24 protein-coding genes are annotated in these 20,708 nt (G+C 68.2%); 10 read left to right on the plus strand and 14 right to left on the minus strand.

The features are described from left to right. On the plus strand, window positions 1–613 hold a 613-nt coding region (locus tag EPO51_RS13045), incomplete at its 5' end, for a hypothetical protein (protein ID WP_293351141.1). A gap of 45 nt (window positions 614–658) precedes the next feature. On the opposite strand, the gene EPO51_RS13050 is transcribed toward EPO51_RS13045, so the two are convergent. After that, a complete protein-coding gene (locus EPO51_RS13050; protein ID WP_293351143.1) occupies window positions 659–1,042 on the minus strand; it encodes a PaaI family thioesterase in 384 nt (127 codons plus the stop codon). A 200-nt stretch (window positions 1,043–1,242) separates the two neighbouring features. On the opposite strand from EPO51_RS13050, the gene EPO51_RS13055 reads away from it, so the two are divergent. Continuing rightward, complete coding sequence (locus tag EPO51_RS13055; RefSeq protein WP_293351146.1) at window positions 1,243–2,274, plus strand: aspartate-semialdehyde dehydrogenase; 1,032 nt, start codon at window positions 1,243–1,245, stop codon at window positions 2,272–2,274. 1 nt (window position 2,275) lies between these two features. Further along, window positions 2,276–3,208: an EamA family transporter RarD gene (gene rarD, locus EPO51_RS13060; RefSeq protein ID WP_293351148.1), complete on the plus strand. Its 933-nt coding sequence runs from the start codon at window positions 2,276–2,278 to the stop codon at window positions 3,206–3,208. Window positions 3,209–3,506: 298 nt separating this feature from the next. On the opposite strand, the gene EPO51_RS13065 is transcribed toward rarD, so the two are convergent. From EPO51_RS13065 to ahcY, 3 genes are all read right to left on the minus strand, one after another. Further along, window positions 3,507–4,634, minus strand: a complete 1,128-nt coding sequence (locus EPO51_RS13065; RefSeq protein WP_293351150.1) for a serine hydrolase domain-containing protein — start codon at window positions 4,632–4,634, stop codon at window positions 3,507–3,509. Further along, on the minus strand, window positions 4,631–5,476 hold the full coding sequence (locus tag EPO51_RS13070) for a PfkB family carbohydrate kinase (protein WP_293351152.1): 846 nt from the start codon (window positions 5,474–5,476) through the stop codon (window positions 4,631–4,633). Before EPO51_RS13070 ends, EPO51_RS13065 begins: the two co-directional genes overlap by 4 nt. A gap of 73 nt (window positions 5,477–5,549) precedes the next feature. Further along, the gene (ahcY, locus tag EPO51_RS13075; protein WP_293351154.1) at window positions 5,550–6,941 is read right to left on the minus strand and encodes an adenosylhomocysteinase; all 1,392 of its coding nucleotides are present in this window, start codon (window positions 6,939–6,941) and stop codon (window positions 5,550–5,552) included. A 154-nt stretch (window positions 6,942–7,095) separates the two neighbouring features. On the opposite strand from ahcY, the gene bioB reads away from it, so the two are divergent. The 4 genes from bioB (at window position 7,096) to EPO51_RS13095 (ending at window position 10,431) form a co-directional block, all read left to right on the plus strand. Further along, on the plus strand, window positions 7,096–8,094 hold the full coding sequence (gene bioB, locus EPO51_RS13080) for a biotin synthase BioB (RefSeq protein ID WP_465246605.1): 999 nt from the start codon (window positions 7,096–7,098) through the stop codon (window positions 8,092–8,094). A gap of 110 nt (window positions 8,095–8,204) precedes the next feature. Continuing rightward, window positions 8,205–9,131 carry an ABC transporter ATP-binding protein gene (locus EPO51_RS13085; RefSeq protein WP_293351156.1) on the plus strand — a complete coding sequence of 309 codons (927 nt, stop codon included), beginning with the start codon at window positions 8,205–8,207 and terminating at the stop codon, window positions 9,129–9,131. After that, window positions 9,128–9,889 carry an ABC transporter permease gene (locus tag EPO51_RS13090; RefSeq protein ID WP_293351158.1) on the plus strand — a complete coding sequence of 254 codons (762 nt, stop codon included), beginning with the start codon at window positions 9,128–9,130 and terminating at the stop codon, window positions 9,887–9,889. The genes EPO51_RS13085 and EPO51_RS13090 overlap by 4 nt, the downstream gene beginning before the upstream one ends. 80 nt (window positions 9,890–9,969) lie before the next feature. Continuing rightward, window positions 9,970–10,431, plus strand: a complete 462-nt coding sequence (locus tag EPO51_RS13095) for an endonuclease domain-containing protein (protein WP_293351160.1) — start codon at window positions 9,970–9,972, stop codon at window positions 10,429–10,431. A 10-nt stretch (window positions 10,432–10,441) separates the two neighbouring features. Here the strand turns inward: EPO51_RS13095 and EPO51_RS13100 are convergent, their stop codons facing one another. The 5 genes from EPO51_RS13100 to EPO51_RS13120 are packed head-to-tail and all read right to left on the minus strand — an operon-like array spanning window position 10,442 to window position 13,931. Next, window positions 10,442–10,741 carry an HPr family phosphocarrier protein gene (locus tag EPO51_RS13100; protein WP_293351162.1) on the minus strand — a complete coding sequence of 100 codons (300 nt, stop codon included), beginning with the start codon at window positions 10,739–10,741 and terminating at the stop codon, window positions 10,442–10,444. After that, complete coding sequence (locus tag EPO51_RS13105; RefSeq protein WP_068876916.1) at window positions 10,719–11,123, minus strand: PTS sugar transporter subunit IIA; 405 nt, start codon at window positions 11,121–11,123, stop codon at window positions 10,719–10,721. Before EPO51_RS13105 ends, EPO51_RS13100 begins: the two co-directional genes overlap by 23 nt. Before the next feature lie 60 nt (window positions 11,124–11,183). Beyond that, the gene (locus tag EPO51_RS13110) at window positions 11,184–11,618 is read right to left on the minus strand and encodes an HPr kinase/phosphorylase (protein WP_293351165.1); all 435 of its coding nucleotides are present in this window, start codon (window positions 11,616–11,618) and stop codon (window positions 11,184–11,186) included. After that, the gene (locus EPO51_RS13115) at window positions 11,615–13,243 is read right to left on the minus strand and encodes a stimulus-sensing domain-containing protein (protein ID WP_293351167.1); all 1,629 of its coding nucleotides are present in this window, start codon (window positions 13,241–13,243) and stop codon (window positions 11,615–11,617) included. The genes EPO51_RS13110 and EPO51_RS13115 overlap by 4 nt, the downstream gene beginning before the upstream one ends. Further along, the gene (locus EPO51_RS13120; RefSeq protein ID WP_293351169.1) at window positions 13,212–13,931 is read right to left on the minus strand and encodes a response regulator transcription factor; all 720 of its coding nucleotides are present in this window, start codon (window positions 13,929–13,931) and stop codon (window positions 13,212–13,214) included. The genes EPO51_RS13115 and EPO51_RS13120 overlap by 32 nt, the downstream gene beginning before the upstream one ends. Before the next feature lie 146 nt (window positions 13,932–14,077). Here EPO51_RS13120 and EPO51_RS13125 point away from each other — a divergent pair, with 146 nt between their 5' ends. Further along, a complete protein-coding gene (locus EPO51_RS13125) occupies window positions 14,078–15,790 on the plus strand; it encodes a hypothetical protein (RefSeq protein ID WP_293351171.1) in 1,713 nt (570 codons plus the stop codon). On the opposite strand, the gene pseC is transcribed toward EPO51_RS13125, so the two are convergent. Continuing rightward, window positions 15,779–16,930, minus strand: a complete 1,152-nt coding sequence (pseC, locus tag EPO51_RS13130) for a UDP-4-amino-4,6-dideoxy-N-acetyl-beta-L-altrosamine transaminase (RefSeq protein WP_293351173.1) — start codon at window positions 16,928–16,930, stop codon at window positions 15,779–15,781. The two genes, EPO51_RS13125 and pseC, sit on opposite strands and share 12 nt — an antisense overlap. Before the next feature lie 14 nt (window positions 16,931–16,944). Further along, window positions 16,945–17,994, minus strand: a complete 1,050-nt coding sequence (pseB, locus tag EPO51_RS13135) for a UDP-N-acetylglucosamine 4,6-dehydratase (inverting) (RefSeq protein ID WP_293351175.1) — start codon at window positions 17,992–17,994, stop codon at window positions 16,945–16,947. Between the two features lie 87 nt (window positions 17,995–18,081). Between pseB and EPO51_RS13140 the strand changes: the two genes are divergently transcribed. Further along, the gene (locus tag EPO51_RS13140) at window positions 18,082–18,480 is read left to right on the plus strand and encodes a Tat pathway signal protein (protein ID WP_293351177.1); all 399 of its coding nucleotides are present in this window, start codon (window positions 18,082–18,084) and stop codon (window positions 18,478–18,480) included. A gap of 18 nt (window positions 18,481–18,498) precedes the next feature. Here EPO51_RS13140 and EPO51_RS13145 read toward each other — a convergent pair whose 3' ends face one another. From EPO51_RS13145 to EPO51_RS13155, 3 genes are read right to left on the minus strand one after another with little or no spacing between them, the layout of a single operon-like run. Then, on the minus strand, window positions 18,499–19,275 hold the full coding sequence (locus EPO51_RS13145; RefSeq protein WP_293351179.1) for an SDR family oxidoreductase: 777 nt from the start codon (window positions 19,273–19,275) through the stop codon (window positions 18,499–18,501). 12 nt (window positions 19,276–19,287) lie between these two features. Beyond that, the gene (locus tag EPO51_RS13150; RefSeq protein ID WP_293351181.1) at window positions 19,288–19,581 is read right to left on the minus strand and encodes a 4a-hydroxytetrahydrobiopterin dehydratase; all 294 of its coding nucleotides are present in this window, start codon (window positions 19,579–19,581) and stop codon (window positions 19,288–19,290) included. After that, complete coding sequence (locus tag EPO51_RS13155) at window positions 19,578–20,237, minus strand: HAD-IA family hydrolase (protein WP_293351183.1); 660 nt, start codon at window positions 20,235–20,237, stop codon at window positions 19,578–19,580. Before EPO51_RS13155 ends, EPO51_RS13150 begins: the two co-directional genes overlap by 4 nt. Window positions 20,238–20,342: 105 nt before the next feature. On the opposite strand from EPO51_RS13155, the gene EPO51_RS13160 reads away from it, so the two are divergent. Next, complete coding sequence (locus EPO51_RS13160; RefSeq protein WP_293351185.1) at window positions 20,343–20,675, plus strand: VanZ family protein; 333 nt, start codon at window positions 20,343–20,345, stop codon at window positions 20,673–20,675. Window positions 20,676–20,708: the final 33 nt, after the last annotated feature.

Genomic DNA, 20,708 nt, shown 5'->3' on the forward strand with positions numbered 1-20,708 from the left:
CCAGCAGATGCTGGCGCGGCTGGCCGAGCTGGATCTCGTGGCCGCCGAGGCCGCGCACGCCAGCTACCTGGCCGCCATCGACACGCCCGAGGAGGCCGAGAAGGGCCGCACCTACCAGCGCATGGGCCGCTCGCTGCGCCAGTCCCTGGCCCTGCACGAACGGTTCGACCGCTCCGCCGCCCGCGAGGCGCGCGAGGAAGCCCAGGAGGCCCGCCGCGCGGCGATGCTCGACCCGCCGCCGCCGGAGGAACCCCGGCGCACGTTCCCGCGCGATATCGAGGCCGCCAACCGGCGCGCCGACGAGCTGCGCACGGCCGTCCGCCGGGTCATCTGGACCGAGGGGTTCGAGAAGAGCGAGCTGGAGGCCGAGCAGCAGCTCGAGGGCGAACTCTATCGCCGCCTGGAAGACTGGCTGATCGACGAGCGCTGCGAGGACGCCTTCGTCACCCGCGACCTCGACGAACACGTGGCCGACATCTGCGCCGAGATGGATCTCGACCCCGACAACGTCGCCCGCTGGCGCGACCTGCCCGACCCCGACGTCGAGGTGCTCAAGAGCTGGCTGGAAGACCTGAAGGGCTACGCCGAACCGCCCTGGAAGAGTTCGGGCTAGACGCCCGCCACGACCCTCCCGGTTTTGAAAGGGAAAGGCCGGAACCTACCCCTGGATCGTCATCTGCGTCTGGATCACCAGGGCGAGCAGCTTGCCGTCCGCATTGGTGATCCGGGTCTGCCAGACCGAGGAGCGGCGCCCCACGTGCAGCGGCGTCGCCTCGCCCTCTATGGTCGCCCCCACCGGCGCGCTCCCTAGGAAGTTGGTCTTGCTCTCGAGCGTCGTGGTGCGCGCGCCCTCGGCCAGGTTCATCACCCCGCCGATGGCGCCCAGTGCGTCGGCGAAGGCCATGTAGGCGCCGCCGTGCAGGATGCCGCCCGCGGTGCAGAGGTCTTCGCGCACCGTCAGGCGCCCGCGCACCCGCGCCTTCGTGCGCTCCACGATCTCGACGCCCATCAGGTTGGAAAACGGCATGCCGGTGTCGGTCACGGTGCGAACCTCCTCGGTTTCTCCATCGAATAGGCCGCCGGCCTGCGCGCGGCCATGACCTGGCAGGTCATGGATTTCGCGGAGGCCGACTTCCGCCAGCCAGTTCGCAGCCTATCTGATGGAAGGTTCAGCATCGCTCAGTTGCCTTGGCTGGCGCCAGGGCGTAACGGGACGCTCCCTCAAGTTCTAGGAGACGACCAATGGGTTACCGGGTCGCCGTTGTTGGCGCCACGGGCAACGTGGGCCGTGAAATGCTCAACATCCTCGAGGAAGTGAAATTCCCCGTGGACAGGATTCACGCCATCGCGTCCCGCAAATCCATCGGCCTCGAAGTCTCGTTCGGCGAGAAGATCGTCAAGTGCGAGGACATCGCGCAGTTCGACTTCTCCACCGTCGACCTGGTGCTGATGAGCGTGTCCGGAACCTTCTCCAAGGAATGGTCGCCGAAGATCGGCGCCGCCGGCCCCATCGTCATCGACAATTCCTCGGCGTTCCGCATGGACCCCGACGTGCCGCTGGTCGTGCCCGAGGTGAACCCCGACGACGTCGAGTGGGCGAACAAGAAGAACATCATCGCCAACCCGAACTGCTCGACCGCCCAGCTGGTGGTGGCGCTGAAGCCGCTGCACGACCGCGCGCGGATCAAGCGGGTGGTGGTCTCGACCTACCAGTCGGTCTCCGGCGCCGGCAAGGAAGGCATGGACGAGCTCTTCGACCAGACGAAGAACGTCTACGTCCTGGGCGCGACCCCGCCGAAGAAGTTCCCCAAGCAGATCGCGTTCAACGTCATCCCCTTCATCGGCGCCTTCCAGGACGACGGCTACACCGACGAAGAAGCCAAGATGTGGAACGAGACCCACAAGATGATCGACCCGGCCATCAAGCTGACGGTCACCTGCGTGCGCGTGCCGGTCATGGTCGGCCACTCCGAGTCCGTGAACATCGAGTTCCACGACCCGATCGACGAGGACGAGGCCCGCGACCTGCTGCGCGAGAGCCCCGGTCTCATCGTGATCGATAAGCGCGAACCCACCGGCTACATGACGCCCAAGGAGGCCCAGGGCGAGTTCCCGGTCTTCGTCAGCCGCATCCGCAACGACCCGACCGTGGAACACGGCCTGAACCTGTGGGTGGTCGCCGACAACCTGCGGAAGGGCGCGGCGCTCAACGCGGTGCAGATCGCCGAACTGCTCCACGAGCGCGGCCTGATCCGCCAGAAGGCGCTGGCCTAGGATGAGGTCGTCGGCGCCCGGCGAACCCCGCCTGGCGCTGACGGCCGGGATCGCCTGTTACCTGATCTGGGGTTTCGTGCCCCTGGCCTTCCAGGCCATCGGACGGCATGGGGTGGGGCCCTGGGAGATCCTGGCCCAGCGCATCGTCTGGAGCGTGCCGGCGGCCGCCGTGTTCGTGCTGGTGGCGGGACAGGCGCGGCAGGTGGCGGGCGTGCTGCGCCAGCCGCGCGTGCTGGCGTGGCTTGGCCTGTCGTCCGTCCTGATCGCCATCAACTGGGTGGTGTTCATCGGCGCGGTGACCAGCGGCCGGCTGCTGGAGACCAGCCTCGGCTACTACATCAACCCCCTGGTCAACATGGCGGCGGGCGCCCTGATCTTCCGCGAACGGATCGACCGGATCGGGTTCGTGGCCATCGGCCTGGCCCTGGTGGGTGTGGTGTTCCAGGCCGTGGCGCTGGGCCATTTGCCCTGGGTGTCGCTGATCCTGGCTTTCAGCTTCGCGGGCTATGGCGTCGTCCGCAAACAGGTGGCCGCCGACGCCCAGACCGGCTTGCTGGTCGAATGCCTGGTGCTGGGCCTGCCCAGCCTGGCCTTCATCGGCTGGCTCCAGATGCAGGGACAGGGCCACTTCACCCAGGACCTGCCCACCGCCCTGTGGCTCATCGCCTCGGGGCCGATCACGGCGGTTCCGCTGGTCCTGTTCTCGTGGGCGGCCCGGCGCATCCCGCTATCGGCCATGGGCTTCCTCCAGTTCCTGGCGCCAACCATCAGCTTCGTCATCGGCCTGACCCAGGGCGAGGCCTTCACCCCGGCGCGCGCGATCTCATTCGCCTTCATCTGGTGCGGCGCGGCGGTGTTCCTGTACGGTGCCTGGCGGCGGTCGCGCAGCGTGATGCGGGCGACGCGCGACACGGCCGAGGCGGCGGCGGAGTAAACCCGCGCCGTTTGCGAAATCGCATATCGGCCGCGCAAAAACGCTGATCTATGCAGTGCTCAGATGGTGTTGGCCATCGGTTGTCCAAACGGACGCCCCGCTCCCCCGGGGTTCACTTAAGACCTTAAGGTGTGTGTCATGACCTTTTCGCGTTTCGAAGCTTCGTTCGACCGGATCGCCCCGGCCTTCCTGATCGCCCTGGGCCTCGTCGCGGCCTTCGCGATCGCCGGCCTCGGCGTCTGAGCTTCGGCCTCCCGGCATCGGACGAGGGCCCCCGCCGGGGCCCTTTTTCGTGGGTCTACGGCGCGGCGTAGGCCGCCTCGATCAGCCGCTTCGGCCGGGCGTCGCCCATCAGGGCGGTCCCTTGCTTGTTCATGACGTAGGCGCCGCCCAGCCTGCGCTCGGGATCGGCGAAGGCGCAGGAGCCGCCCCAGCCTGAGTGGCCGAACGCCAGCGTTCCGGGGCCCCACGGGAAGCAGGGCTCGTTCCGCATGAAGCCCGCCGCCCAACTCATCACGAAGGGCAGGACCAAGTCCTGGCCGCGGATGCGCTCGCGGCTGGCCTCGGCGATCAGCGCCGGCGACAGGATCTCGCCGCCGTCCAGCCAGCCGTCGTTGCCCAGCGCGCCCATCAGCTTCGCCAGCGCCTCCGCCGTGGCGTAGCCGTTGGTCGACGGCACCTCCATGCGCCGATAGTCGGCTGCGGCCTTGCCGGCGGCGGAGGACCAGGGGGCGAGGAAGGCCGCGCGCGTAGGCTCGTTGATCTCGCCGAACTCCGGCAGCGCGCTGGGCCGCTGCAGCTCGGCGAGGCGGTCTTCGACACCGTCCGGCAGGCCGATCCAGAGCTCAAGGCCGAAAGGCCTGCCGATGTCCTCCCGGAACGCGGTCCCGATCGCGCGGCCGTCGATCCGGCGGAAGATCTCGCCGGCGATATAGCCCACCGTCACGGGGTGATAGCCGCTCGCCGTTCCTGGCGGCCACATCGGCGCCATCGCGGCGAGCCTCGCGCAGATGGCGTCCCAGTCGGCCCACAGGGCGGGGTCGATGGGGTCCGGGAAGCCGGGCAGGCCCGCCTGGTGCGAGATGGCCTGTTCGATCGTGACCTCCGCCTTGCCGGCCTGGGCGAACTCGGGCCACACGCTGGCGACGGTCTGGGCGTAGTCCAGCTTTCCGGCGTCCACGAGGCGGGCGATCATCAGGGCCGCCACCGCCTTGGTGGTGGAGAAGACGGCCGCCAGGGTGCGCTCGTCGAAGGCCACCGTCCGCTTTCGGTCGGCCCAGCCGGCCATCAGGTCCAGCACCACTTCACCCGCCTCGACCAGGGTGAAGCGCGCACCCAACTCCTCGCCCGCCGCGAAGTTCGCCGCGAACACGTCCTTGACCCGGGAAAACCTGGCCGGGGCGAACCCGGAGATCTCAACGCTCATAGGCGTTCAATACGCACTTCCGCGGTAGGATTCACGATCCGATCGGCCATGGCCACGATCGGCAGCTCGGTGGACTTCCAGGCCTTGGCCAGCGCCACGGCCTCCGCCGCCGCCCGAGCCGCGCGCTCCGCGGCGTCTCGGGGATCCTTGCCTTCGACGAGGCCGGCGCCAAAGCTGGCGGTCACTAGGTCGCCGGTGCCCTTGGGCGCGGTCTCCAGACGCGGGTGGGCGAACAGCACCGCCTCTTCCTTGTCCACATAAAGCAGGCCCACCTCACCGTCGCCCGCCGGGGCCGAGGTCACCAGCGCCGGCCGGCCCAGCGCCCGCACCGCGTCGCGCGCCTGGGCGGCGGTGTCGATCTGCCGGTCGGTGAGGAAGGCGAGTTCCCAGAGGTTGGGGGTGATCCAGTCCGCCTGGGGTACAAGGCGCTGCTCGACCGCTTCGGCCACTTCGTAGGTCACGTAGAGGCCGTTGGGCGCGTCGCCCAGGACCGGATCGACCAGCACCAGCGGCCGCGCGCCCCAGGCGTCGTTCCGGTCGGCCGTCCGGACGCGCTCGATCACGCCGGCGGCGATCTGCACCTGCTCGGGATCCGAGAAATGGCCCGTGATGATCAGGTCGACCATGCCGAACAGGGCGTCGGCCTCGATGTCCCCCAGCATTCGCCGGAAGACGTCGGGCGAGGTCACCTCGCCCTTGCCGCCCCGGGCTGGGGTTCGGCCGAACATGACGGTCGGAGCCAGGACCGGATCGATCTTGTGCGCCGCCAGAACATACTGCTGCGCCGCCCCGCCGATCCGCGAGGCCGCGACAAACGAAGAGAGGATCAGAGCTAGAGGCACCGAGGCGCCTCTAGCTCAATCAGTGAATCGGAACCAGCGTTCTTCTACCTAAGAAGGTAAATGCCTGTGGCTTCTAGTAGCGGTAGTGTTCCGGCTTGAACGGCCCCTGGGTTGTGACCCCGATGTAGTCGGCCTGCTCCTGCGAGAGCTTGGTCAGCTTCGCGCCCAGTTTGTCGAGGTGGAGCATGGCCACCTTCTCATCCAGGTGCTTGGGCAGGGTGTAGACCTTCTTCTCGTACTTGGCGCCGTTCACCCAGAGTTCGATCTGGGCCAGCGTCTGGTTGGTGAAGGAGGCGCTCATCACGAAGCTGGGGTGGCCGGTGGCGTTGCCCAGGTTCACCAGGCGGCCCTCGGACAGCACGATGATCTTCTTGCCGTCCGGGAACTCCACATGGTGGACCTGCGGCTTGATCTCGTCCCACTTGTAGTTGCGCAGGCCAGCGATCTGAATTTCCGAGTCGAAGTGGCCGATGTTGCAGACGATGGCGTTGTTCTTCATCGCCCGCATGTGGTCGACCGTCAGGACGTCCTTGTTGCCGGTGGCCGTGCAGAAGATGTCGCCCTTGTCGGCGGCATATTCCATCGTCACGACCTCATAGCCTTCCATCGCCGCCTGCAGGGCGCAGATCGGATCGACTTCGGTGACCATGACCCGGGCGCCGCCGTTGCGGAGCGAAGCCGCCGAGCCCTTGCCCACGTCGCCGTAGCCCAGGACCACGGCCACCTTGCCGGCCAGCATCACATCGGTGCCGCGGCGGATGGCGTCGACCAGGCTCTCGCGGCAGCCGTACAGGTTGTCGAACTTCGACTTGGTCACGCTGTCGTTGACGTTGATGGCCGTGAACGGAAGCTCGCCGCGCTCGTGCATCTGGTACAGGCGGTGAACGCCCGTGGTGGTCTCTTCCGACACGCCCTGGCAGGCGTCGCGGATCCCCGAATAGAAGCCCGGCTTCTCCTTCAGGTACCGCTTCATCACGGTGAAGAGGGCTTCCTCCTCCTCGTTGGTCGGGTTGTTGAGGAGGGTCGGGTCCTTCTCGGCCTTGGGGCCAAGGACGCACAGCAGGGTGGCGTCGCCGCCGTCGTCCAGGATCAGGTTCGGATAGCCGCCGTCGGACCACTCGAAGATCTTGTGCGCGTATTCCCAGTACTCCACCAGCGTCTCGCCCTTGATGGCGAACACCGGGGTGCCCTTGGCGGCGATGGCGGCCGCGGCATGGTCCTGGGTGGAGAAGATGTTGCACGAGGCCCAGCGCACGTCGGCGCCCAGGGCCTGCAGCGTCTCGATCAGCACCGCGGTCTGGATCGTCATGTGCAGCGAGCCGGCGATGCGCGCGCCCTTCAGCGGCTTCGACTTGCCGAACTCGGCGCGCGTGGCCATCAGGCCAGGCATCTCGGTTTCGGCGATTTCGATTTCCTTGCGGCCCCAGTCGGCAAGCGACAGGTCCTTCACGACATAGTCGGTCATCTTCGATCCTGATCGGAGTGTCAGCGTTGGCGCCCCTATAGCCGCGCGCCCTTAACGGATCAACAATACACATAAAGAATTCTTTATGCGACTGTCGTTGCCCGCCGCAGCGTGACCGGTCTATCCCGGCGCCTCCTTCCCGGAGGCAAAGCCGATGAATGCGCCGATCACCCGCCTGACGGATTCCGCCCAGCCGCGGCACGACTGGACGCTGGAGGAGGTGGAGGCGCTGTTCGAGCTGCCGTTCACCGAGCTGGTGTTCCGCGCGGCCGAGGTCCACCGGCGCTGGTTCGATCCCACAGAGCTGCAGCTCTCGCAGCTCCTGTCGGTGAAGACCGGCGGCTGCCCCGAGAACTGCGGCTACTGCAGCCAGTCGCAGCACTTCAAGACCGCCACGGCCGCCTCGAAGCTAATGGACGCCGACACCGTCATCGCCGCCGCCCGGGAGGCCAAGGCCGGCGGAGCCCAGCGCTTCTGCATGGGCGCGGCCTGGCGCGACGTGAAGGACCGCGACCTGCCCAAGGTCGCGGCCATGATCTCGGGCGTGAAGGCCCTGGGCCTGGAGACCTGCGCCACCCTGGGCATGCTGACCGCCGACCAGGCCAAGGCGCTGAAGGCGGCCGGCCTCGACTACTACAACCACAACCTCGACACCGGCCCGGACTATTACGACAAGGTCGTCACCACCCGGACCTACCAGGATCGCCTCGACACCCTGGAGGCCGTGCGCGACGCCGGCATGTCCACCTGCTGCGGCGGCATCGTCGGCATGGGCGAGACACGGCGGGACCGCGCGGGGCTGCTCCACCAGCTGGCGATCCTGCCCTCTCACCCCGAGAGCCTGCCGATCAACGACCTGATGCCCATTGAGGGCACGCCGCTGGGCAAATCGGAGCCGGTGGATGGCCTGGAGTTCGTCCGCATGATCGCGGTGGCTCGCCTCGTGTGCCCCAAGTCGATGGTCCGCATCGCCGCCGGCCGCGAGCACATGTCGAAGGAGTTGCAGTCGCTGTGCTTCCTGGCCGGCGCCAACTCGATCTTCGTGGGCGCCCGACTGCTGACGACCAACAACCCCGGCCGCGACAACGACGACGCCCTGCTGGCCGACCTGAAGATGCGGCCGATGGGATCGAGGGCCGCGCAGCCCGCCTGATCCGCTGCTGACACCTTTCGGGCCAGCCCCACGCTAGGAACCCCCGTTGTCGGGACGGGTCTAGCTCAGCCGTCCTCAGGACCCTATCTGGGAGGCGTCGAGGAGAGCGCGTGCAGCCGATCATATCCATCCAGGGCCTGGCCAAGACCTACGCCGGCGGCTTCCAGGCCCTGAAGGGCGTCGACCTCGAGATCCGCAAGGGCGAGATCTTCGCGTTGCTGGGTCCGAACGGCGCCGGCAAGACCACCCTGATCGGCATTGTCTGTGGCCTTGTGAGGATGACGGCGGGGACAGTCACCGCCGACGGCCACGACATCCTGAAGGACTTCCGCGCCGCGCGGATGAAGATCGGGCTGGTGCCGCAGGAAATCTCCACCGACGCGTTCGAGAAGGTCTGGGACACGGTCAAGTTCAGCCGCGGCCTGTTCGGAAAGGCGCCGAACGACGCCCACCTGGAAAAGGTGCTGAAGGACCTCAGCCTGTGGGACAAGCGCAACGAGAAGATCATGGCGCTGTCCGGCGGCATGAAGCGCCGGGTGATGATCGCCAAGGCGCTGAGCCATGAGCCCACCATCCTGTTCCTGGACGAACCCACCGCCGGCGTCGACGTCGAGCTGCGCCGCGACATGTGGGAGATGGTCCGGGGCCTCCGGGAGAACGGCGTCACCATCATCCTGACCACCCACTACATCGAGGAGGCCGAGGAGATGGCCGACAGGATCGGGGTGATCTCGAACGGCGAACTGATCCTGGTGGAGGACAAGGACGTGCTCATGCGCAAGCTGGGCAAGAAGCAGCTCACCCTGCATCTGCAGGAGCCGCTGAAGACCGTGCCCCCCGGCCTCGACGGCTATCAGCTGGAACTGGCCGCGGAGGGCTCCGAGCTCGTCTACACCTTCGACGCCCAGGCCGAGACCACGGGCATCGCCGAGCTGATGAAGCGTCTCGCCGAGCGCGGCGTCGACTTCAAGGACCTGCGCACCCAGGAGAGCTCGCTGGAAGACATCTTCGTCAGCCTGGTGAGGGCCCGCGCATGAACCCGCACGCCGTCCGCGCCATCTACTTCTTCGAGATGCACCGCTGGGTCCGGACCATCGTCCAGAGCGTCGCCGCCCCGGTGATCACCACCTCGCTCTATTTCATCGTCTTCGGCGCCGCGATCGGCAGCCGGATGCCGTCCATCGACGGAGTCAGCTACGGCGCCTTCATCGTCCCCGGCCTGCTGATGCTGTCGATCCTGACCGAGAGCATCTCCAACGGCTCGTTCGGCATCTACATGCCCAAGTTCGCCGGGACGATCTACGAGGTGCTGTCGGCGCCCGTCTCGGCGGCCGAGGTCGTACTGGGCTATGTGGGCGCGGCGGCCAGCAAGTCGTTCGTGCTGGGGCTGGTCATCCTGGCCACGGCGCGGATCTTCGTCCCCTACGAGATCAGCCACCCATTCGTCATGCTGGCCTTCCTCGTGCTGACCTCGGTGACCTTCAGCCTGTTCGGCTTCCTCACCGGCATCTGGGCCGACGGCTGGGAGAAGCTCTCGATCATTCCCACCCTGGTGATCACGCCCCTGACGTTCCTGGGCGGCAGCTTCTACTCGATCGACATGCTGCCCGGCGTCTGGAAGACGATCGCCCTGTTCAACCCGGTGGTCTACCTGGTCTCGGGCTTCCGCTGGAGCTTCTACGGCGTCTCGGACGTGGGCGTGGGCGTCAGCCTGGCGGCGACCCTGGGCTTCCTGGCGGTCTGCCTCGCCGCGGTGACCTGGATCTTCCGGACGGGCTGGCGGCTGAAGACCTGAGCGCCAAGTCCCTCCCTTAATGGGGAGGGACAACTCGCCAAAGGCGAGCAGGGTGGGGCGGGCACGATCGAGCTCAGGGCTTGAAGCTGGAACAAATAAAGAACAATATCGGTGACGTGCGACGCGAGATCACCCGCGCCCGCAGAATGCGGAGCGACCTGAGCGAGCCCGAGGTGATCCTTTGGAGCCGACTGAAGCTGCTGCGTGCCCGCGGCTTCCACTTCCGGAGGCAGGCGCCGTTTCGCGGATACTTCCTGGATTTCGTCTGCAACACGCGCCGCATTGTCATCGAGGTCGATGGCGCGCAGCACGGCGTCGATACGCAGGCTGAGCATGACGCCGTGCGTGACGCGGTTTTGCAGAAGCACGGTTTCCGGACGCTCCGCTTCTGGGCGTCCGATGTCCGGCAGGATGCGGATTGGGTGATGGACCAGATCATCGCCACGCTGGAAGCGGCGCCTTCGACGAGACCATCTGCGGGGACTGAGCCTGAAGCGGACCTCCCCACCCTGACCGCTTCGCGGTCTGTCCCTCCCCATTAAGGGAGGGACGCTACTCGTCTTCCTCGAACCGCGCGGCCACCAGTTCGACCAGGGCGTTGACGGCCTCTTCGGCCTGTTCGCCCTCAGCCTCGATGTCGATGCAGCAGCCCGGCGCGGCGGCCAGCATCATCAGGCCCATGATGGAGCGGGCGTCGACGGTCTGGCCGTCCTTGGAGACTTTGACTTCCGCCTCGAAGGTGGCGGCCAGCTTCACGAACTTCGCCGACGCGCGGGCGTGCAGCCCCCGCTTGTTGACGATCTCGACGGTTCGGTTCGCTTCGCTCAGCTCACTTCTCTCCGGCCAGGACATAGGAGGCCACGGAGATGTACTTTCGCCCTGCTTCCTGCGCCGCGGCAACCGCATCTTCGAGACTGACGCGGTTCCTGAGGCTGGCGAGCTTGATCAGCATGGGCAGGTTCAGCCCAGCGATGACCTCGGCCTTCGTCTGTTCCATCACCGAAATGGCGAGGTTGGACGGCGTGCCGCCGAACATGTCGGTGAGCAGGATGACGCCGGCGCCCGACTCCACGCGCCCGCAGGCCGCCAGGATGTCCTGGCGGCGCCGCTCCATATCGTCTTCGGGTCCGATGCAGATGGCTTCCACGGCGGCCTGGGGGCCGACCACGTGTTCCATGGCGTACACGAACTCTTGCGCGAGACGGCCATGCGTGACGATCACGAGGCCAATCATGCCCGAAAATCCAAGGGTATCCCCACCCGTGACGACGCCTGAGGAGAGGCGCGAGCCGTGCTAGATACGCCTCTTGTGCGCCGCGTCAAAGGCCTCCATCGCGCGGCTTAGTTTCGCAGGGGCGGAGGTTTCGAAGGGATCTACCGCCAGGAGTGGAATTGCGATTCCCAGGATCGTCGTGGTTGCGGGATCGGGGATGCGCTCCGGCGCGCCCAGGCGCGCCACCAGCCGGATTTCGCAGAACGGCAACGGCTCCACCGCCACCACGTCCAGCCCGCGCACCTCCATGAGGCCGCGCAAGGTGTCCGGGGCGCGTCCGAAGAGGCGGCCCTCCGAGGCCCACACCAGCACCCGGTCGTCGGCGACCAGCCGGAAGCCCTGCGCGAGCGCCCGGAACGCCAGGTCGCTCTTCCCCGACCCCGAGGGGCCCTCGATCAACACGCCCCTCCAGACTCCGGCCATCCGCCGTGCGATCAGGCCGGCGTGGCGGATCACGCCGCGCTTTCCGGCAAGGTCAGGGTGAACATGGCGCCCAGCACCTTGCCGCCCGCCCCCGTGCGGTTCTCGGCGCGCAGGCCTCCGCCGTGCGCCACGGCGATCTGGCGGGCGATGGAGAGGCCCAGGCCCGAGTTCCCGCCGAACGCCGCACCCTTGGGCCGCGAGGTGTAGAAGCGCTCGAACACCGTCTCGAGGTTCTCGGTGGGGATGCCGGGCCCGTTGTCGGACACCGTGACGATCGCCTCGCCCTTCACCCGCAACAGGCCCACATGGACCACGTCGCCCGGCGGGCTGAACGAGCGGGCGTTGTCGATCAGGTTGCGCACGATCTGGCTGAGCGGGCCCTCGCGGCCCAGCACCGTGATCGCCTCCATTCCCTGGTGCGGCGCGAACTTCACCTGGACGTCGCCGGGCTTGGCGGTCGCCTGGTAGAGGGCGACGATGTCCCCGATCAGCCGTCCCAGGTCGACGATCCGCGGCTGGTCCCTGGAGAGCTCGGCGTCCAGCCGCGAGGCGTTCGAGATGTCGGTGACCAGGCGGTCCAGCCGCTGGACGTCGTTCTTGAGCACGTTCATCAGGCGTTCCCGCGCCGCCGGGTCGCTGACGATGTCCAGGGTCTCCACCGCGGACCTGAGCGACGTCAGGGGGTTGCGGATCTCGTGCGCCACGTCGGCCGCGAAACTCTCGATGGCGTCCATCCGTTCGGAGAGCGACTGGGTCATGGCCTCGAGGCTGCGGGTCAGGTCGCCGACCTCGTCGTCGCGCTTGGCCAGGTCGGGCAGCGAGATCGCCCGAGCGCGCGCCTGGCGCACCCGGTCGGCGGCGCGCGCCATGCGCAGCACCGGCTGGGCCACAAGGCTGTTCAACAACAGCGACGAGGCCACGGTCACCGAGATGGCGATCAGGATGAAGGGGATCAGGGCCCGGCGCTCGTCGGCGATGATCTTGTCCACGTCGCTGGCTTCCAGCGTCACCACGCCCAGCACGGCGCGGACGTGCTGGATCGGGATCGACACCGAGACCACCTGCTCGCCGTTGGCGCCGCGGCGCTTCTGGGCCTGGTGGCGGCCCTGCAGGGCCGCGGCCACCTCCTCGGCCAGCGCCTTCTGGACCTCGTCGCGGGTCGGCCGCAGGCGCTTGGGCAAGAGGTTGAAGCCGCCCGGCTTCTCATCGCGCGCCCTGGCGGGGGGCAGGTCGCGCCGCACGACCTCGTCGGCCATCCAGTCCGAGTCGGCCACCAGCCGCCCCCGGCTGTCGAACAGTCGCGCCCGCTGGGCCCTGGGATTGGACAGCGTCTGCAGGAGCTCGGTGGCCAGGGCCGCGTCCATCTGCGGCTCGGGTTCGCCGACCGTGGCGGCCTGGTTGAGGATGCTGGCGATCAGCTCGCCCTGGGTGGTCAGGCTGTCGATGCGCGCGTTGACCAAGCCCTGGCGCACCTCGTTGAGCACCAGGGCGCCGACGATCAGGATCGCCAGCCCCAGCAGGTTGAGCGCGAGGATCAGCCGCCCGAGGCGCGAACCCGGCAGGCCGCGGAAACGCGAACGGCGGGCCGGCCGCTCGGGCGTCACCGGCTCGCGAACGTCCGTCGGCTCAGGATTCCCGGTAGCGGTAGCCGACGCCATAGAGGGTTTCGATCGCGTCGAACTCAGGATCCACCTCGCGGAACTTCTTCCGCATGCGCTTGATGTGGCTGTCGATGGTGCGGTCATCGACATAGACCTGATCCTCGTAGGCCGCGTCCATCAGGTTGTCGCGGCTCTTCACGAAGCCCGGGCGCTGCGCCAGCGACTGCAGCAGGAGGAACTCGGTGACCGTCAGCTTCACCGGCTTGCCTTCCCACAGGCTCTCGTGGCGGGCCGGATCCAGGGTCAGCTTGCCGCGCTTCAGAGCCCGGGCGGCGACGTCCGCGGCGCCCATGGACGGGCCCTCCGCGCCGTCGGTCTCGCCGCGGCCCGCACGGCGCAGGACGGCCTTCACCCGCTCGATCAGCAGGCGCTGGCTGAACGGCTTGTGCATGTAGTCGTCGGCGCCGAGGTTGAAGCCGAGGATCTCGTCGATCTCCTCGTCCTTCGACGTCAGGATGATCACCGGCATGTCGGAGGTCCGGCGCAGGCGGCGCAGCACCTCCATGCCGTCCATGCGCGGCATCTTGACGTCCAGGATCGCGACGTCCGGCGGATCGTTCTCCAGCGCGGCAAGACCCGAGGCCCCGTCGTAATAGGCCTTGACGGTGTGCCCGTGGCTCTCGAGCGCCAGGCTGACGGACGTGACGATGTTTTCGTCATCGTCGACCAAGGTGATCTTCGCCATCTGAGGTGGAACTCTCCTTAACCGAAGTGCGGGAAGGTATTGAGCCTTCACCGTGGCCTCAATGGGGCCGGGTGCAGAAACCGAGTAAAGTCAACACGGCCTTAAGCTTGTTGAGAGAACGTCATTCCCTCAGGGGGGATGCGTAGATGGATGGTACGAGAGTGCACTTCGAGGTCTTCATCCGGAAGGCGCCCGGCGGCCCATGGACGCTGGACCTCGCAACCGAGAATCGTGCGGCCGCGCTGCAGACCGCCCAGGACCTGATGTCCGAAGGCCGGGTGGCCGCCGCGAGGGTCTCGAAAGAGGTCTTCGACGAAGAGAGCCGCGAGTTCCAGTCGGTCATCATCCTCAAGCTGGGCGCCGCCGAAGCGGTCGCCAAGGCGAAGCCCCAGGCCGACGCCCAGCCGCTGTGCGTCACCCCGCAGGACCTCTACACCATCCACGCGCGCGAGCGCATCGGCCGCCTGCTGGAAGGGTGGCTGGAGCGCAACCATGCCACGCCCTTCGAGCTGCTGCATCGACCAGACCTGGTCGAGGCCCTGGAAGCGTCGGGTACGGACCTGCAGCACGCCGTCCAGAAGCTGGCGATCCCCGAGGCCCATGCGCGCTCCATGTCGGTGCATGAGTTGATCCGGGTCTTCCACGCCCTCATCGAGCGGGCGGTCGATCGGCTTCTGAAGGACCATCGCAAGGGCACGTTGCCCAATCTCGACAAGGAAGGGTTCGCCGCCGCGGCCGAGCGCCTGGCTCAGGACCCCGAGCGCGGCTACCTGCTCGGGGCCGGCGTCGCCGCCGCCATCGCGCCGGCCAGGTCATGGTCGGACAAGGTCAACCGCCTGCTCGACCTGGCCGACGCCGCGCCCGAAAAGGGTCCGGCCCGCGGCTTGGCGCTCAGCACGATCCAGCAGCCGCTGGCCGAGATCCTCGAGGCCAAGCCCGGCATCACCGACATCCTGGGCAAGGGCCGGGACCTGGGCGCCAACCTCGCCGCCATGACCCGCCTGGCGGCCTACGACTCGGTCGAGGCGCTCATCAAGCTCGAAGGCTCGGTCGCCAAGGTGATGCCCGAGCTTTCGCCGCAGGCGACGCGCCTCGCCCAATGGCTGACCGGCGAGAACTTCCAGGACACCCGCGCCGCCATCGGCCGGCGCATCCTGCGCGAACTGGTGGGTCCGCGGCGCCTCTGTCCCGGCGAAGCGGCGCGCGAGATCGACGTCCTGCGGGCGCTCGCCATGTCGCTCACCGCGGCGTCGGGCAAGCTGTTGCCGCTGGAGCAAGTCCAGTCCGCCTTCATCGCCCGCTCCAAGATGCTGGTGACCGGCGACTTCGTGGAGGCCTACCTGGGGTCCGGCATGTCGTCGCAGCAGGAGGTCGAGGCCCTGATCTGGCTCACCGAGAATGTGATCGGAGCCGGGAACAAGCGCCAAGCCGGCGGCTGGCTGAAGGCCGTGATCGCCTCGCTGCGCTTCGAGAAGGAAATGCTCGGCGGCGACGAGAACCCCGGCGCGCGCCTGGGCCAGCTGGCCGCCCTGCACAAGTCCGTGGGGCGCTGCGGCCTGGTCCCGGAGGACTTTCATCCGATCCAGGAGAAGCTGGGCGACATCGGCGGTCACGTCGAGGCTCACGCCCGGCTGTCGCAGACCGTGGCCCGCGCCAACGTCCCGCTGCTCCAGCGCCTGACCCTGCTGCTGAAGCTGGCCTCCGGCGAGAACGCGCCCCTGGGTCCGGCCGCCAACCGCGCCCGCGCCGAGGCGCTGAAGCTGTTCAGGCTGGACGAGACCCGCGCCGAGCTCGCGGCCGCCCCCGATCAGATGAGGCAGGTCCGCGACCTGATCCACCAGGCAGGGCTAGCGGCTTAGCGCCGCCGCCAACGCCTCCACCACCGTGGCGACGTCGCTGTCCGCCATGCCGGGGTAGAGCGGAAGGGACAGGCAGCGGGCGTACCAGGCTTCGGCGCCGGGAAGGTCCAGATCGCCGTAGAGCTCGCGATAGTAGGGCTGGCGATGGACGGGAATGTAGTGGACCTGGCTGCCGACCCCGCGCGCCTTCAGCGCCTCCACCACATCGCGCCGCGAGCGCCCCGCAGCCTCGAAGTCGATCAGCACGGTCATCAGGTGCAGGACCGGGTCGCTCCACGCTGGCCGCACAGCCTGGCGCACGACGGGCGCGAGGGGCGCCAGGGCCTCGCCATAGGCCGCCGCCAGCGCCCGGCGTCGCGCGGCGAACCGCGGCAGCTTCCGCAGTTGGGACAGCCCCAGGGCGCAGAGGATGTCCGGCAGGCGGTAGTTGAAGCCCGGCTCGGGCATCTCGTACCACCAGGGGTCCGCCCCCTCCGGCCGCACCATGCCATGCGAGCGCATGATCCTCAGGCGCTCGGCCAGGGCCGGATCGTTGGTGGTGACCATGCCGCCCTCGCCCGTGGCGATGGTCTTCACCGGATGGAACGAGAAGGTCGCCATGGCCGAATGGCGGACATCGCCCACCGTCTCGGCTGTGTTGCCGAAGGTCATGGTCGTCCCGAGCGCGTGCGGCGCGTCCTCGACCAGCACCGCGCCCGCCGCCCCGGCCAGCTCAGCCAGCGCCGGGAGCTCGGCGACGTCGCCGCGCAGATGCACCGGCAACACGGCCCGCAGCCGGCGCTCGCCCACCCGGCCGATCGCCTCGGCCAGGGTCTGCGGCGTCATCAGGCCGGTGTCGGCGTCCACGTCGGCGAACACCACGTCGGCGCCGACGTAGCGGGCGCAGTTGGCCGTCGCCAGGAACGTGATGCTGGGCGCGATCACCGCGTCGCCGGGCTTCACGTCCAGCGCCAGCATCGCCAGGTGCAGGGCCGCCGTCCCGTTGGCGCAGGCCACCGCATGGCGCGCGCCCACCGTCTCGGCGAAGGCGCGCTCGAAGGCCTCGACCGCGGGGCCGGTGGTCAGGAAGTCGCCGCGCAGCGCCTCGGCCACCGCGGCGATGTCGTCGTCCTCGATGGTCTGGCGGCCGTAGGGCAGCATGTCGGTCGCCTTCTTCAGTCGTCGGCCCGGCGGCGGCGGCGCGGTTTGCCGTCGTCCAGCATGGCCATCAGGCCGGGGCCGTCCAGCCAGTCGTGGTTGGTGTCGCTGGCGTAGCTGAAGTCCTCGGCAAGCCGGCCGCCCTCGAGCGGCGCGCGGGTGTATTCCACGAAGGCCGGCTCGATGGCGTAGCGGTCGCCCAGGTCCACCGTGTTCCGCGCGTCGTCCTGGCTGATCATCATTTCGTGCAGCTTCTCACCAGGGCGGATCCCGACGGTCCTGGTCGCCATGCCCGGCGCCATGGTGGCGGCGATGTCGGTGATCTTCATCGATGGGATCTTGGGCACGAAAACCTCGCCCCCGTGCATCCGGTCCAGGGAAGACAGCACGAAGTCGACGCCCTCTTCGATGGTGATCAGGAAGCGCGTCATCCGCGGGTCGGTGATCGGCAGCTCGGTGGCGCCGCGCTGGATCAGCCGCTGGAAGAACGGGATCACCGAGCCCCGGCTGCCCACGACGTTGCCGTAGCGCACCACCGAGAACCGCGTCCCGATGTCGCCCGAGAGGTTGTTGGCGGCCACGAAGGTCTTGTCCGAGGCCAGCTTCGTCGCCCCGTACAGGTTGATGGGGTTGCAGGCCTTGTCGGTGGACAGCGCCACCACCTGCTTGATCCCGTTGGAGAGGCAGGCGCGCACCACGTTCTCGGCGCCCATGATGTTGGTGTGGATGCACTCGGACGGATTGTACTCCGCCGCCGGCACCTGCTTCAGGGCCGCGGCGTGGATCACGATGTCGACACCGCGGAACGCCAGGCTGAGCCGCTCCCGATCGCGCACATCGCCCAGGAAGAAGCGCATCACCGACATCTTCTCGGGGCCGAACCGCTCCGCGAGGTCGATCTGCATCTCGCTCTGCTTCAGTTCGTCGCGCGAATAGACGATCAATTTCCGCGGCTTGGCGCGATCCAGCACGGTCTCGACGAACCGTCGCCCGAAGGAGCCGGTGCCGCCCGTCACGAGGATGACCTTGCCGTCGAGGTCGAGGTTGGTCGGCGCAAATCGGCCCAAGGGGCGCTCCGCAGGCAGCTCAGTTGTCGGCAGTCTCGCTGCGCCGCGTAAAGAGACCGCTAACCATGATCGGCGATACGCAGGGCCATGAACCGCCGCCTGTTTTTCGCCCTGGCCACGCTTGCCGCCGCCGCCCCCGCGATGGCGCTCGCCTCAGACGGCGAGAAGAAGAAGTCGGGCGGGGGCTCCTACGTCCAGATCCAGACCCTGCTCGGCGCCACGATCCGCTCCGCCAGCCGCCACGGCGTGATGTCGGTCGATTGCGGCCTCGACGTGCCGGACCCCGTGCTGCGGACCCGGGTGGAGCAGTCCATCCCCCGGTTGCGCGCGGCCTATGTGCAGACCGTCCAATCCTACGCCGCCGGCCTGAGCGACGGGGCGCTGCCGAACGTCGACTACATCGCCCAGACGCTGCAGCGCCAGACCGACGCCATCCTCGGCCGCCCCGGCGCCCGCCTCCTGCTGGGCTCCGTCGTCGTCAACTGACGCCGTCGGCGCGCCGCCTCACATCGCGCTGATGCCGCCGTCGAGGCGCAGCTCCGCCCCCGTCATGAACCGGCTTTCGTCCGAGGCCAGGTAGAGGACGGCGTTGGCGATGTCCTCCGGCTGGCCGATCCGGCCCAGGGGCACCTGGCGGGCGAGCTTGGCCTCGGCCTCCTCCTTGCCGAACCGCTGGCGCAGCGGGTCGAGGATCGGGGTGTCGATGAAGGTCGGGTGGATCGAGTTCGACCGCACGTCCAGGCCCTGCTTGGCGCAGTGCAGCCCGATGCCCTTGCTCAGCAGCCAGACCGCCGCCTTGGAGGCGTTGTAGACGGGCGTGTTGTGGGCCGCGATCACGCCGGCGATCGAAGAGATGTTGACGATCGAGCCGGGCTGGTTCTGGCGCAGGTACTTGAGCGCGTGCTTCGTGCCAAGGAACACCGAGTCGACGTTGACGCTCATCACGAGCTTCCAGTCCTCGTAGCTCAGCTCCTCGATATTGCCGCCCCGGCTGATGCCGGCGTTGTTCACCAGCACCGAGATCCCGCCCATGGCTGCGTCGGCCTCCTCCAGGGCGAAGATCCACTGGTCCTCCTTGGTGACGTCCAGCGGGAAGGCGAAGGCCGTGCCGGCGCCGTGCGTGGCGTCGATCTCGGCGGCGACCGCCTTGGCGCCCTCGGTGTTGATGTCGGCCACCGTGACCTTGGCGCCCTCGGCCGCCAGCTTGCGGGCGAACGCCGCGCCCAGCCCCTGGGCCCCACCGGTGACGAAGGCCTTCTTGCCCGCGACACGTCCCGCCATCGATCTTCTCCCTTAACCCTTCGCCGCCTGGTCCATGAACGTCGCCAGGGTCACGTCCAGCTCGCTGACCCCCTCGACGTCGTGCGTGGCCAGCAGCACCTCCACGCGGTTGTAGACATTGAACCACTCCGGATGGTGGTCGAGCTTGTCGGCCATCAGCGCCACGCGGGTCATGAACCCGAAGGCCGCGTTGAAGTCGGCGAACCTGAAGGTCTTGGAAATGGCGTCGCGGTCGCCTTCGACCTTCGCCCAGCCCTCCAGCTTCGCCAGCGCCGCCTCGGCGCCGATCCGGGTCGGCCGGGTCATGCGGGCTGCTCCGCGCCGAAGGTGAGACCGGTGTGGCCCGACAGCTCGGCCAGGGTCTGGTCCACGTCCACGACCTTGATCGCCTTCATGCCCAGCCCGGCGGCCGGCTTGCAGTTGATCCCCAGGTCGTCGAGGTACACGCAGGCTTCCGGCTTCACCGCCAGCAGCTCGCACATCATCAGGTAGATCCTCGGGTCGGGCTTGCGGACGCCGGCCTTCGAGCTCTCGATGATAGCGTCGAACAGCGGCATCACCTGGGCCATGGCGCCGGCTGATTTCTGGCCCTCGTCCTGGCCGGGGCTGTGCATCGAGACCACGTTGTTGGTGATGCAGCCGACCTTGAAGTGCTGCTTGCAGGCCTTCAGCGCCGCCACCATCCGGGGCCTGAGCTCGCCGTTCAGCCTCGGCAGGACGTCGGCCCCGCGCAGGGGATGGCCGAGCGATGTGGACTCCGCCAGGAACATTGCGTCGAAGCCCGCCGCGTCGATCTCGTTGCGCTCGAACAGGGCCCAGGCGTTCGAGTCGGGGTTCATGGAATTCACGCGCCGGACCAGGTCCTTTGGCAGGCCGCGCTCCGCTTCCAGGCGATTGAAGGCCTCGAACGGCGAGGTGGTGAACACCCCGCCGAAATCCCAGATCACCGCCTCGACCGCCACTGCACCGTTCCTCAGCCAATTCTTGAGCGGCCGGACGCTAGAGAGGCGGCGGCGGACGTGCAAGTAAGGCCGATGCTTCCCTCCCGCTTTCCGAGGCGCGTCCGATTGGGCCTCTACGCCCTGGCGACCGCGATCCTGTTCGTCCTGTGCGTCCTGCCGTCGGAGGATCTTCCCGATCCGGGGACCGGCGACCGGTTCGAGCACACGGCCGCCTGGTTGGTGCTCACCGTCACCGGCTACGTCCTCGCCCCGCGGCGCGTCCTGGCGATCCCCGCCTTCGCCCTGGTCTACGGGGTCCTGATCGAGATCCTGCAGGGCGCGGCCGGAACGGGCCGGCACAGCGACCCGCTCGACTTCGTGGCCGACGCCACCGGCGTGGCGCTGGGGGTGGCCGGGTTCCTGGCCTTTCGCTGGTTCCAGAGCCGCCGTCCGGCCTGATCGACCTGGCCCGAAGCGCACACTATGGTCGCG

The organism is Phenylobacterium sp. (assembly GCF_004297125.1).
GTDB lineage: Bacteria > Pseudomonadota > Alphaproteobacteria > Caulobacterales > Caulobacteraceae > Phenylobacterium.